The sequence below is a fragment of the Burkholderia sp. MSHR3999 genome (assembly GCF_000833595.1).
Classification (GTDB): Bacteria; Pseudomonadota; Gammaproteobacteria; order Burkholderiales; family Burkholderiaceae; genus Burkholderia; species Burkholderia ubonensis.
This window is the reverse complement of the sequence record NZ_JRFO01000001.1, coordinates 287,035-299,252: the sequence shown is the minus strand read 5'-3', so window position 1 is coordinate 299,252 and position 12,218 is coordinate 287,035. Positions and strand designations below refer to the sequence as shown.

The following is a 12,218-nucleotide window of genomic DNA, read 5'->3' as shown; positions in this document are numbered from 1 at the left end:
ATACTCGCTATGTTTGAAAAAATCCTCATTGCCAACCGCGGTGAAATCGCGCTGCGCATTCAGCGCGCGTGCCGCGAGCTGGGCGTCAAGACGGTGGTCGTCTACTCGGAAGCCGACAAGGAGGCCAAGTACGTGCGCCTCGCGGACGAAGCGGTCTGCATCGGCCCGGCCCCGTCGAACCTGAGCTACCTGAACATGCCGGCGCTGATCAGCGCCGCGGAAGTCACCGACGCCGAGGCGATCCACCCCGGCTACGGCTTCCTGTCGGAAAACGCCGACTTCGCGGAACGCGTCGAGCAATCGGGCTTCACGTTCATCGGCCCGCGTCCGGAAACGATCCGCCTGATGGGCGACAAGGTCACCGCGAAGCAGACCATGATCAAGACCGGCGTGCCGTGCGTGCCGGGTTCGGAAGGCGCGTTGCCGGACGATCCGAAGGAGATCGTGAAGATTGCCCGCGCGATCGGCTATCCGGTCATCATCAAGGCGGCGGGCGGCGGCGGCGGCCGCGGGATGCGCGTCGTGCACACCGAGGCGGCGCTCGTCAACGCGGTGAACATGACCCGCGAGGAAGCCGGCCGTGCGTTCGGCAATCCGCAGGTCTACATGGAGAAGTTCCTCGAGAACCCGCGCCACATCGAGATCCAGGTGCTGTCCGACGCGCACAAGAACGCGTTGTGGCTCGGCGAGCGCGACTGCTCGATGCAGCGCCGCCACCAGAAGGTGATCGAGGAAGCGCCGGCGCCCGGCATTCCGCGCCGCCTGATCGACCGGATCGGCGACCGCTGCGCGGACGCGTGCAAGAAGATGGGCTACCTCGGCGCGGGCACGTTCGAGTTCCTGTACGAGAACGGCGAGTTCTACTTCATCGAGATGAACACGCGCGTGCAGGTCGAGCACCCGGTGTCGGAACTGATCACGGGCGTCGACATCGTGCAGGAACAGATCCGCATCGCGGCCGGCGAGAAGCTCGCGCTGCGCCAGCGCGACATCCAGTTCCGCGGACATGCGATCGAATGCCGGATCAATGCCGAAGATCCGTTCAAGTTCACGCCGTCGCCTGGCCGGATCACGTCGTGGCACACGCCGGGCGGCCCGGGCGTGCGCGTCGATTCGCACGCCTACAATGGCTATTTCGTGCCGCCGAACTATGATTCGATGATCGGCAAGCTGATCACCTACGGCGCAACCCGCGAGCAGGCGATCAGCCGGATGCGCATCGCGCTGTCGGAAATGGTGGTCGAAGGCATCCAGACCAACATCCCGCTGCACCGCGAGCTGATGATCGACTCGAAGTTCGTCGAAGGCGGCACCAGCATCCACTACCTCGAAAACCGGCTCGCGCAGAAGCAGCAGGTCGCACCGGAAGAAGCGTAACGCATGAGCTATCGCGAACTCGTCGTTGAACTGGCCCGGGAGCACGCTGAGGCGCTGTCCGACGCGCTGCTCGAGCTGGGCGCGCTGTCGGTGTCCGTCGAGGACGCCGACGCGGACACGCCTGACGAGCAGCCGCTGTTCGGCGAGCCGGGCCTCGTGCCCGAGCGCACCGCATGGCAGCACTCGCGCGTGATCGCGCTGCTGCCGCCCGAGCACGATCCCGCCGTGCTGCTCGCGGCGGCCGCGAACGACGTCGGCCTTGCGGCGACGCCGGCGTTCAGCGTGCGCGAAGTCGAGGAGCAGGACTGGGTGCGTCTCACGCAATCGCAATTCGAGCCGATTCCGATCGGCGAGCGGATCTGGGTCGTGCCGTCGTGGCACGATGCGCCCGATCCCGACGCGCTCGTGCTCGAGCTCGACCCCGGCCTCGCGTTCGGCACCGGCAGCCACCCGACGACGCGCCTCTGCATGGAATGGCTCGAGCAAGCGGTGCAGCCCGGCCAGTCGGTGCTCGATTACGGCTGCGGCTCCGGGATTCTCGCGATCCTCGCGAAGAAATGCGGGGCGAACCCCGTCGTCGGAATCGACATCGATCCGCAAGCGGTCGAATCGGCGCGGCAGAACAGCGAGCGCAACCGCGCGGACGTCACGTACGGCCTGCCGGACGCGTGCCCTGCCGGCGAATTCGACATCGTCGTCGCCAACATCCTGTCGAACCCGCTGAAACTGATGGCCTCGATGCTCGCGTCGAAGGTGAAGCCGGGCGGACGCATCGCGCTGTCGGGCGTGCTCGCGCGCCAGGCGGACGAAGTCGCGGCCGTCTATGCGCGCTACGTCGACATCTCGGTCTGGCGCGAGCACGAAGGTTGGGTATGCCTTGCCGGAACCCGGCGCGAAAGCCATTAGAATAGCGCTGTCCTTCACTCTGGCCAGCAGGCCGCCCGGCTCGACATGCTTCTTGCGACGCGCTGCCCCCATTGCGAAACCGTCTTCCGCCTGCAGCAGGAACAGCTCGTGCTGCACGGCGGGCTGGTGCGCTGCGGGCACTGCCGGCAAATCTTCGATGCGGCGGAATCGCTCGTCCACGAGCATGCGCCGCAGCCGGAGGCGGCGCTCGCCGGCGATGCGGATCATGAACGCGCTGCCGTAGAGGCAGCCGGTGCTGACCACGCGGCTGCCGTAGAAGCAGCCAGGGTCGAAGCACCATCGACCAAAACCGTGGCTTTCGAAGCGCCCGCGGTCGAAACTCCCGCCGTCGAAGTCCCTCCGGTCAAAGCACTCGCCGATGAAGCGACTGCGCTCGAATCCCGGGCTGTCGAAGCACCTGCTGCCGATACGCCGGCCGTCGAAGCCCCTCCGGCCAAAGCACTCGCCGATGAAGCGGCTGCGATCGAATCCCGGGCTGCCGAAGCACCTGCTGCCGAAGCGCCCGCCGTCGAAGTCCCTCCGGTCAAAGCACGCGCCGATGAAGCGGCTGCGATCGAATCCCGGGCTGTCGAAGCACCTGCTGCCGAAACGCCCGCCGCCGGAACGCCCGCTGCCGCAAGCCCCGTTCCCGAAACCGAAGCGCATCACGCTGCGGACCTGCCCGCGCCCCCCCCGCCGCGGCTGTTCGTCGACAACGCGCCCGGCGAACACCCGACGCACGCCGACTTCCGTCCGGATCACTGGGACATGTGGGCGCCGTGGCTGGACGGCAACGTCGATCCGTCGTTGCAGCACAGTGGCCGGAACGTCCGCGCCGAACCGCTGATTCCGCTTGTACTGCCTGACGCGAATGCCTCGCTCGAAACCGCACCGGGCGTCGTTCGCCTGACTGCAACGCCGGAACCGTCCCCGGGTTCTGCGGCCGCCGCTGCCGCGCAGCCGTCGGCGTCCGCGGACCTCGGCCCGACGCATGACGCACGACACGATGCGCGCGAGCCGCGCCTCGCCGCCGAAGCGCCGTCCGCGACGCGCGAACACGCACCGGCCGCTGACGAACGCGCGCCGCTCGCCTCCGCGCACGACAAGCACGAGCCCCGCTTCGCAGCCGATGCCTCCGCCGACGCCGATCGCGCCGGCACGCAACGCGAACCGCAATTCGCCGCCGGTGCAGCCCCCGAACCGTTCTCGGCCATCCCGGCCGCCGACGACGACCGTCCGCCCTTCGCCGTCACGCGCGAGACCCGCGCGCCGCAACGCCGCGGCCTGCTCGGCGGCTTTTTCGGCGGTCTCGTGGCCACGGTGCTCGCCGTGCTGCTGGCGCTCCAGCTCGCGTGGTGGCAACGCGAAACGCTGATGATCTACTGGCCGGTCACGCTCGGCTGGTTCCAGCGCGCCTGCGTGCCGCTCGGCTGCACCGTCGCGCCGCCGCGCGCGATCGACGGGCTGCGGCTCGACGCGACCGATCTGCGCCAGGTCGACGGCCCGCGCGTGCTCGAGCTGAAGGCGCCGCTGACGAACCGCTACCGCGTCGCGCTCGCGTATCCGTCGCTCGAGCTGACGCTGCTCGACGACACCAATCACGTCACCGTGCGCCGCGTGCTCGCCCCGCGCGATTACGTCCGGCCGGGCACGCCGATCAACGCCGGCTTGCCGGCCGGCGCGACGCAGACGATGATCGTCCGCCTCGATACGAACGGCGCGCCCGCCTCGAATTTCCGCGTCCAGATCTTCTATCCGTGACGCCCCGCGGCGCGCTGACGCGCGCCGGTTTCAACCCGCGCGTCCTGGCGACGCGCTATTTCGGAGCACGAACATGAGCAAAGTTACGCTGGGTGGCAACCCGATCGACATCGCCGGCACGTTCCCGACCGTCGGTTCGCAGGCCCCCGACTTCTCGCTGGTCGGCAAGGACCTCAACGACCTGTCGCTCGCCAGCTTCGCCGGCAAGCGCAAAGTGCTGAACATCGTGCCGAGCCTCGACACCCCGACCTGCGCGACGTCGACCCGCAAGTTCAATGAAGCGGCGTCGTCGCTCGACAACACGGTCGTGATCGTCGTGTCGGCCGACCTGCCGTTCGCGGCGACGCGCTTCTGCACGACCGAAGGCCTCGCGAACGTGCTGACTGCGTCGACGTTCCGCACCGGCCGCGCATTCGCGAACGCGTACGGCGTCGACGTGACGAGCGGTCCGCTGAACGGCCTGACCGCGCGCGCCGTCGTCGTGCTCGACGCGCAGGACAAGGTGATCCACGCGCAGCTCGTCGGCGAGATCAAGGACGAGCCGAACTACGACGCCGCGCTCGCTGCGCTGAAGTAAGCCTTACCCACGCTCCCCCCTGTCGCGCCGCGCCTTTTCGCGCGGCGCTTTCACGCAGGGTCCCTCATTTCTACAGGAACGCACACCTTGGCTACGCTGATTTGCGGCTCGATCGCCTACGACTCCATCATGACCTTCGAAGGGCGGTTCCGCGAGCACATCCTGCCCGACCAGGTGCACCTCATCAACCTGAGCTTCCTCGTGCCGACGATGCGTCGCGAATTCGGCGGCTGCGCGGGCAACATCGCCTATGCGCTGCATCTGCTCGGCGGCGACGCACGGATGATGGGCACGCTCGGCGCGCTCGACGCGCAACCGTATCTCGAGCGGCTCGACCGGCTCGGCATGCGCCGCGACCACGTTCGCGTGCTGCCCGACATGCACTCGGCGCACGCGATGATCACGACCGATCTCGACAACAACCAGATCACGGCGTTTCACCCGGGCGCGATGATGCAGTCGCACCTGAACCACGTGGGCGACGCGCAGGACATCACGCTGGCGATCGTCGGCCCGGACGGCTTCGACGGGATGGTGCAGCATACGGAAGAGCTCGCGAAGGCCGGCGTGCCGTTCGTGTTCGACCCGGGCCAGGGCCTGCCGCTGTTCGACGGCGCGACGCTGCGCCGCAGCATTGAACTTGCGACCTACGTTGCGGTCAACGACTACGAGGCCAGGCTGGTGAGCGACAAGACGGGATGGTCCGAAGACGAAATCGCCAGCCGGGTCGACGCGCTCGTCATCACGCGCGGCGAGCATGGCGCGACAATTCGCCACAAGCAGGGCGTCGAGCAGGTCCCTGTCGTGCCGGCCGAGCGCATCGCCGATCCGACGGGCTGCGGCGACGCCTTCCGGGGCGGTCTGCTGTACGGCATCGAAAAGGGCCTCGACTGGGCGACCACGGGGCGCCTGGCCAGCCTGATGGGCTCTATCAAGATCGCCCACCAGGGGCCGCAATCCTACTCGCTGACCCGCGCCGAAATCGACACACGCTTCGAGACTGCATTCGGCTACAGTCTCAAATGAATTTTGTGGGAGAGCAAAAATGTTGACGAAGAACACCCTCACGCTCACGGCCATGCTGGCCGCCACGCTGACGCTGGCCGGCTGCTTCACGCCGCCGGGCTCGGCTGACGTCTATAGCGTCGGCCAGGCGCAGCGCGAACAGACCGTCCGCATGGGCACGGTCGAAAGCGTCCGCGCGGTCCGCATCCAGTCCGAAGGTGGCGGCAGTGCGATCGGCACGCTCGGCGGCGGCGCGCTCGGCGCGGTCGCGGGCAGCGCGATCGGCGGCGGCAAGGGCTCGATCATCACCGCGATCGCGGGCGGCCTCGCCGGCGCGGTCGCCGGCAATGCGATCGGCGAAAACCTCAGCACCGCGAACGGTGTGGAAATCACCGTGCGCCTCGACAACGGCGACCTGCGCTCGATCACGCAAGCAGCGAGCGGCGAGGCGTTCCGCGCCGGCGAACGCGTGCGGCTGCTGTCGAGCGGCGGCGTCACGCGCGTCACGCACTAACCGGTACCTCAGCACGCGGCGCAAGCCGCGGTCGAACGCATGCGCGAAGCTGCGCATGCGTTTTTTTTCGCCTGGCCGTCCCGTGCTGCCGCGTGCGGACGAAAAAATCCCGCCACCCAGACCAGGTGGCGGGACCGATTGAGTAGCGCTACTCAACCCGCGGACACCGCATGAGTGTCCGGGTGGCAAAGCGATCCGCGATTACGGACGGCTGCCGGTCGGGAACGGCCATGCTGCTGCCGGGTTGAGCGCGGTCTTCACGCCCGATGCCGGTGCAACCGATGCCGTCGACGCGGTCGTCGCCGGTGCGGCCTTCTTCACGACAGCCTTCTTCGGAGCCGCAGCCTTCTTCGCCGGCGCAGCAGCCTTCTTGGCGGGCGCTGCCGTCTTCGCAGCGGCCTTCTTCGCCGGCGCCGCGGCCTTCGCAGCCGCCTTCTTCGCCGGTGCCGCCTTCTTCGCAGCGGCCTTCTTCGCCGGTGCTGCCTTCTTCGCGGCGACCTTCTTCACCGCGACCTTCTTGGCGGCAACCTTCTTCGCTGCGGCCTTCTTCGCCGGTGCCGCCTTCTTCGCAGCAACCTTCTTCACCGCGACTTTCTTCGCAGCGACTTTCTTTGCAGCAACCTTCTTCGTTGCGACCTTCTTCGCAGCAGCCTTCTTCGCCGGTGCCGCCTTCTTCGCAGCAACCTTCTTCACGGCTGCCTTCTTCGCCGGTGCCGCCTTCTTCGCAGCAACCTTCTTCACGGCGACCTTCTTCGCAGCAACCTTCTTCACTGCAGCGGCCTTCTTCGCCGGTGCAGCAGCCTTCTTCGCAGCTGCCTTCTTCGCAGCCGGTTTCTTCTTGGCAGTAGCCATGTTTTTCTCCTTCAGGTTCAGATGAGAGTCAGTTCAAACTACACCCTTCGTCAAAACCCGCTTCCCGCGGACGCTGTTCAGGACGTGCGCTTCGAAGCGGGCTATTCATCGGCGTACGCGGATACCACACGCTTACGCTAATGAATACGGTATGGCGCGCGTGGCCACCGGGCCTCGCGCGCCAAATCAAGTCGATGGCCGGCGCGCCACGCGCCGCCATCCCAGATCGCTTGATCAAGCGGACCGCCACACGGCGGTTCGCTTTTTCCGGAGGGAAGTTTGCCCATCCCACTGAAGGGTTCGCAAAGTGCCTGTCATGTCGTTGGGCCGTTAAGGCACCGGGCGTGCTTTGCATCAGGCGTTCTTGCTCCTAAACCTTGCGCCGGCGCCGTGAGGCGGCCGGCTTCTCGTCGTCGTGACGGAGTCGCTGCTGCGGGTCATTCCCAGGACAGCGCGCCCCCCGTCTGATACTCGATCACTCGCGTCTCGAAGAAGTTGCGTTCCTTCTTCAGGTCGATCATCTCGCTCATCCACGGGAACGGGTTTTCCTCGTTCGGGTACAGCGGATCGAGGCCGATCTGCTGGCAACGGCGGTTGCAGATGAAGCGCAGATAGCTCTTGAACATCGACGCGTTCAGACCCAGCACGCCGCGCGGCATCGTGTCCTCGGCGTAGCGGTATTCGAGATCGACAGCCTGCTTGAACAGCTCGCGAATCTCCGCGCGGAATTCCGTGGTCCAGAGATGCGGATTCTCGAGCTTGATCTGGTTGATCAGGTCGATGCCGAAATTGCAGTGCATCGACTCGTCGCGCAGGATGTACTGATATTGCTCTGCAGCACCCGTCATCTTGTTCTGGCGGCCGAGCGCGAGGATCTGCGTGAACCCGACATAGAAGAACAGGCCTTCCATGATGCAGGCGAACACGATCAGCGACTTCAGCAGCTTCTGATCCGCTTCGAGCGTGCCGGTCTTGAAGGCCGGGTCCGTCAGCGTATGGATGAACGGGATCAGGAATTCGTCCTTCGCACGGATCGACGCGACCTCGTGGTACGCGTTGAAGATCTCGCCTTCGTCGAGACCGAGCGATTCGACAATATATTGGTACGCGTGCGTGTGGATCGCCTCTTCGAACGCCTGGCGCAGCAGGAACTGCCGGCACTCGGGCGCCGTGATGTGGCGGTACGTGCCGAGCACGATGTTGTTCGCCGCCAGCGAGTCGGCCGTCACGAAGAAGCCGAGGTTGCGCTTGACGATGCGGCGCTCGTCCTCGGTCAGCCCGTTCGGATCCTTCCACAGAGCGATGTCGCGGGACATGTTGATTTCCTGCGGCATCCAGTGGTTCGCGCAACCGGCCAGATACTTTTCCCACGCCCACTTGTACTTGAACGGCACCAGCTGATTGACGTCAGTCTGGCCGTTGATGATGCGCTTGTCGGCGACATTCACGCGCGCTTCCGAACCAGCAGCGGGAGCAGCCGATGCGTGCGGTGCGACCGCGAGATCGCCTTCGAAAATGTCACGAGCCTGTTGGGCGGCAGGCGCTGCGGCCTGCATTCCGACAGCCATTCCTGCGGGGGTGCGCATCGCGTTCTGCTGCGCTCCGCTCGCGGGAGTTACGGCAGTCTTCTCGTCATCCCAGTTGAGCATAAATTCTCACCATCAATTTAGAACGGTTTGTACCATCTTTTCCTGAGCGATAAAAGGGCCCGCTCACGAAAAATCCCTTTTTCGATTCGCGTTGCGACCTCGATACAACACTTTGAGCAACGCATCGTCGTTCATGCAGCGCGCGACGTGTGTCGCACATGTATCGCGAGGTGCGCTCGACGCATCGAACGCGGATCGAAACGTGACGCCGTCGGGGCTGCTTCGATCGCTTGTCACTGCCTGCAACGCGCTTGCCGCGTTACAGATTCCTTATCATTTTTTTAGTTGAGAGCGGCGCGCACTTCAACCTTTATCGGTTGCCGTGCGCGCCGCCCGGAGCCCTGCCGAGTCAGTCGCGCCGCGTTACTGGCACGCTTCGCACTCGTCGAAGCCCGGGTCGCCCGGACGCATCATGCATACCGGACCTTCCGCCTCGACCGGCGCAGCATTCACCGTGCCCGCTGCCGACGCGTCGCCGCCCGTCGCACCGAAGCCGCCCGCCGCGCCCTGCGCGCCGCCCGCACCACCGCTCGTCGGCACCGCGTTCAGCGCGCCGTGCGCGACCGTCGACTTCTCGACGTGCGTCGCCGCCATCGTGCGCAGGTAGTACGTCGTCTTCAGGCCGCGCAGCCACGCGAGCTTGTAGACCTCGTCGAGCTTCTTGCCCGATGCGCCGCCCATGTAGATGTTCAGCGACTGCGCCTGGTCGATCCACTTCTGACGGCGCGACGCCGCCTCGACCAGCCACGTCGGATCGACCTCGAATGCGGTCGCGTAGATCGCGCGCAGGTCGGCCGGAACGCGGTCGATGCGCGACAGCATGCCGTCGAAGTACTTCAGATCGGCGACCATCACCTCGTCCCACAGGCCGCGCTCCTTCAGGTCGCGCACCAGGTACTCGTTGACCACCGTGAACTCGCCCGACAGGTTCGACTTCACGTACAGGTTCTGGAAGGTCGGCTCGATGCATGCCGACACGCCGATGATGTTCGAGATCGTCGCCGTCGGCGCGATCGCGACGCAGTTCGAGTTGCGCATCCCGTGCGCGGCGATCCGCGAACGCAGCTCCGACCAGTCGAGCGACTCGGACGTATCGACCTCGACGTAGCCGCCGCGGGCTTCCGTCAGCAGCTTCAGCGTGTCCTGCGGGAGGATGCCGCGATCCCACAGCGAGCCGCGGTAGCTCGAGTAGCGGCCGCGCTCCTCGGCCAGCTCGGTCGACGCGTAGTACGCGTAGTAGCAGACCGCTTCCATCGAGCGGTCGGCGAACTCGACCGCCGCTTGCGACGCGTACGGCGTGCGCAGCAGGTGCAGGCAGTCCTGGAAGCCCATGATGCCCATGCCGACCGGGCGGTGCTTCAGGTTCGAGTTGCGCGCCTTCGGCACCGCGTAGTAGTTGATGTCGATCACGTTGTCGAGCATGCGCATCGCGACGCTGACCGTGCGCTTCAGCTTGTCGTGGTCGAGCGCGTAGCTGCCGTCCGCCTGCTTCACGAGGTGGGCGACCAGGTTCACCGAACCCAGGTTGCAGACCGCGATCTCGGTGTCGCTGGTGTTCAGCGTGATTTCCGTGCACAGGTTCGACGAGTGGACGACGCCGACGTGCTGCTGCGGCGAGCGCACGTTGCACGGATCCTTGAACGTGATCCACGGGTGGCCCGTTTCGAACAGCATGCCGAGCATCTTGCGCCAGAGCTGCTGCGCCGGGATCTTCTTGAACAGCTTGATCTCGCCGCGAGCGACCTTGTCCTCGTACGCCGTGTAGGCCGTCTCGAACTCGGCGCCGAACTTGTCGTGCAGGTCCGGGCAGGTCGACGGCGAGAACAGCGTCCAGTCGCCGCCTTCCATCACGCGCTTCATGAACAGGTCGGGAATCCAGTTCGCCGTGTTCATGTCGTGCGTGCGGCGGCGATCGTCGCCGGTGTTCTTGCGCAGCTCGAGGAATTCCTCGATGTCGAGGTGCCACGATTCCAGGTACGCGCAGACCGCGCCCTTGCGCTTGCCGCCCTGGTTGACCGCGACCGCGGTGTCGTTGACGACCTTCAGGAACGGGACCACGCCTTGCGACTTGCCGTTCGTACCCTTGATATGCGAGCCGAGTGCGCGCACGCGGGTCCAGTCGTTGCCGAGGCCGCCGGCGAACTTCGACAGCAGCGCGTTTTCCTTCAGCGCCTCATAGATGCCGTCAAGGTCGTCCGCGACCGTCGTCAGGTAGCACGACGACAGCTGCGAGCGGTGGGTGCCCGAGTTGAACAGCGTCGGCGTCGAGCTCATGAAGTCGAAGCTCGACAGCACGTTGTAGAACTCGATCGCGCGCGCTTCGCGGTCGATCTCGTTCAACGAGAGGCCCATCGCGACGCGCATGAAGAACGCCTGCGGCATTTCGATGCGGCTGCCGTCGACGTGCAGGAAGTAGCGGTCGTACAGCGTCTGCAGGCCGAGGTAGCCGAACTGCAGGTCGCGGCTCGCGTCGAGCGCATCGCCGAGGCGCTTCAGGTCGAACTGCAGCAGCTTGTCGTCGAGCAGGCCGGCGTCGACGCCGCGCTTCAGGAACTGCGGGAAGTACTCCGCGTAGCGGGTCGACATCTCGGCCTGGACCACTTCCTCGCCGAGGATCTCGCGGCGGATCGTGTGCAGCAGGATGCGGGCCGTGACCTGGCTGTACGCCGGGTCCTTCTCGATCATCGTGCGTGCGGCCAGGATCGCCGAGTCGTAGACCTGGCTCATCGGCACGCCGTCGTACAGGTTCTTCACCGTCTCCGCGACGATCGGGTCAGGGTTAACCGCAGCGCCGAGGCCGTCGCACGCGGACACGATCAGCGCGCGCAGCGCGTTCAGGTCCAGCGGACGGGTCACGCCGTTGTCGACGACGTTGATGCCGCCGGTCGATTCGACCGCCGGCGCTTCCTCGCCCGCGTGCTGGCGCTCGAGGTGACGCTTCTCGCGATACAGCACGTACGCACGCGCGACGTTGTGCTCGCCGCCGCGCATCAGCGCGAGCTCGACCTGATCCTGGATGTCCTCGATATGGAACGTGCCGCCGTTCGGACGGCTGCGCACGAGCGCGCGCACCACGTTGTGCGTCAGCTGCTCGACCAGTTCGCGCACGCGTGCCGAGGCCGCGCCCTGCCCGCCGTTCACGGCCAGGAAAGCCTTGGTCACCGCGATCGCGATCTTCGACGGCTCGAACGACACCACGCTGCCGTTGCGGCGGATCACCTTGTAGTCGGCGAACGTGGCCTGCGGCGCGAGCGCCTGCGCGCCTTGTTCGGTCCCGCCGAGAGGACGGCTCGATGCGCTCTCGTATTGGGACGTCGCGTTGTCGGTGGTTTGCATGTGCAAAGCTCCTGGTGTTGGGTGATGCGGGGGGAACCGCGGATTAAAACGATCGCTGCGCAATGCGGTGCGCGAGCGGTAAGACGCGAGCGACGCGTCGAGGGGGCCGGTTCGGTCGTCGTGATGCACGTGATCCGGTCTGGTGCTTCGTCATGTGTCCTGCGCCCCGTCGACACTTGCTGCGCTGATCGCGACGCCCGGACCGCCGGCCTGACGCGTCGCCCTGAGAACTCCTTCCGCC

General features: G+C 66.2%; 10 protein-coding genes. 6 read left to right on the top strand and 4 right to left on the bottom strand.

Features of this window, described 5'->3' with window-relative positions; genetic code table 11:
• The first annotated feature begins 9 nt into the window (after positions 1–9).
• The 6 genes from accC (at position 10) to KY49_RS01395 (ending at position 6,140) form a co-directional block, all read left to right on the top strand.
• Positions 10–1,377 carry an acetyl-CoA carboxylase biotin carboxylase subunit gene (accC, locus tag KY49_RS01420; RefSeq protein WP_010091286.1) on the top strand — a complete coding sequence of 456 codons (1,368 nt, stop codon included), beginning with the start codon at positions 10–12 and terminating at the stop codon, positions 1,375–1,377.
• Between the two features lie 3 nt (positions 1,378–1,380).
• On the top strand, positions 1,381–2,283 hold the full coding sequence (prmA, locus tag KY49_RS01415; protein WP_042583071.1) for a 50S ribosomal protein L11 methyltransferase: 903 nt from the start codon (positions 1,381–1,383) through the stop codon (positions 2,281–2,283).
• A 45-nt stretch (positions 2,284–2,328) separates the two neighbouring features.
• A complete protein-coding gene (locus tag KY49_RS34955; RefSeq protein WP_082062292.1) occupies positions 2,329–4,044 on the top strand; it encodes a zinc-ribbon and DUF3426 domain-containing protein in 1,716 nt (571 codons plus the stop codon).
• Between the two features lie 73 nt (positions 4,045–4,117).
• Positions 4,118–4,621, top strand: coding sequence for a thiol peroxidase (gene tpx / locus KY49_RS01405; RefSeq protein WP_010091282.1), 504 nt, complete (start codon positions 4,118–4,120; stop codon positions 4,619–4,621).
• A gap of 87 nt (positions 4,622–4,708) precedes the next feature.
• Positions 4,709–5,647: a carbohydrate kinase family protein gene (locus KY49_RS01400; RefSeq protein ID WP_042583070.1), complete on the top strand. Its 939-nt coding sequence runs from the start codon at positions 4,709–4,711 to the stop codon at positions 5,645–5,647.
• 19 nt (positions 5,648–5,666) lie between these two features.
• Positions 5,667–6,140 carry a glycine zipper 2TM domain-containing protein gene (locus tag KY49_RS01395; RefSeq protein ID WP_010091280.1) on the top strand — a complete coding sequence of 158 codons (474 nt, stop codon included), beginning with the start codon at positions 5,667–5,669 and terminating at the stop codon, positions 6,138–6,140.
• 201 nt (positions 6,141–6,341) lie between these two features.
• Here KY49_RS01395 and KY49_RS01390 read toward each other — a convergent pair whose 3' ends face one another.
• From KY49_RS01390 to KY49_RS01380, 4 genes are all read right to left on the bottom strand, one after another.
• Complete coding sequence (locus tag KY49_RS01390) at positions 6,342–6,992, bottom strand: histone H1-like DNA-binding protein (RefSeq protein WP_042583069.1); 651 nt, start codon at positions 6,990–6,992, stop codon at positions 6,342–6,344.
• Between the two features lie 28 nt (positions 6,993–7,020).
• Positions 7,021–7,347 (bottom strand): hypothetical protein, encoded by a 327-nt coding sequence (locus KY49_RS34950; RefSeq protein ID WP_071733211.1) that lies wholly within the window; start codon positions 7,345–7,347, stop codon positions 7,021–7,023.
• A gap of 82 nt (positions 7,348–7,429) precedes the next feature.
• Positions 7,430–8,641 (bottom strand): ribonucleotide-diphosphate reductase subunit beta, encoded by a 1,212-nt coding sequence (locus tag KY49_RS01385; RefSeq protein ID WP_042583068.1) that lies wholly within the window; start codon positions 8,639–8,641, stop codon positions 7,430–7,432.
• Between the two features lie 363 nt (positions 8,642–9,004).
• On the bottom strand, positions 9,005–11,977 hold the full coding sequence (locus tag KY49_RS01380; protein ID WP_042583067.1) for a ribonucleoside-diphosphate reductase subunit alpha: 2,973 nt from the start codon (positions 11,975–11,977) through the stop codon (positions 9,005–9,007).
• Positions 11,978–12,218: the final 241 nt, after the last annotated feature.

Bases quoted from the DNA above. Each gene is read 5' to 3' on its own strand.
- KY49_RS01385 (WP_042583068.1), bottom strand. From the start codon at position 8,641: ATGCTCAACTGGGATGACGAGAAGACTGCCGTAACTCCCGCGAGCGGA.
- KY49_RS01390 (WP_042583069.1), bottom strand. From the start codon at position 6,992: ATGGCTACTGCCAAGAAGAAACCGGCTGCGAAGAAGGCAGCTGCGAAG.
- KY49_RS01395 (WP_010091280.1), top strand. From the start codon at position 5,667: ATGTTGACGAAGAACACCCTCACGCTCACGGCCATGCTGGCCGCCACG.
- tpx (WP_010091282.1), top strand. From the start codon at position 4,118: ATGAGCAAAGTTACGCTGGGTGGCAACCCGATCGACATCGCCGGCACG.
- KY49_RS01380 (WP_042583067.1), bottom strand. From the start codon at position 11,977: ATGCAAACCACCGACAACGCGACGTCCCAATACGAGAGCGCATCGAGC.
- KY49_RS34955 (WP_082062292.1), top strand. From the start codon at position 2,329: ATGCTTCTTGCGACGCGCTGCCCCCATTGCGAAACCGTCTTCCGCCTG.
- KY49_RS34950 (WP_071733211.1), bottom strand. From the start codon at position 7,347: ATGCAAAGCACGCCCGGTGCCTTAACGGCCCAACGACATGACAGGCAC.
- prmA (WP_042583071.1), top strand. From the start codon at position 1,381: ATGAGCTATCGCGAACTCGTCGTTGAACTGGCCCGGGAGCACGCTGAG.
- accC (WP_010091286.1), top strand. From the start codon at position 10: ATGTTTGAAAAAATCCTCATTGCCAACCGCGGTGAAATCGCGCTGCGC.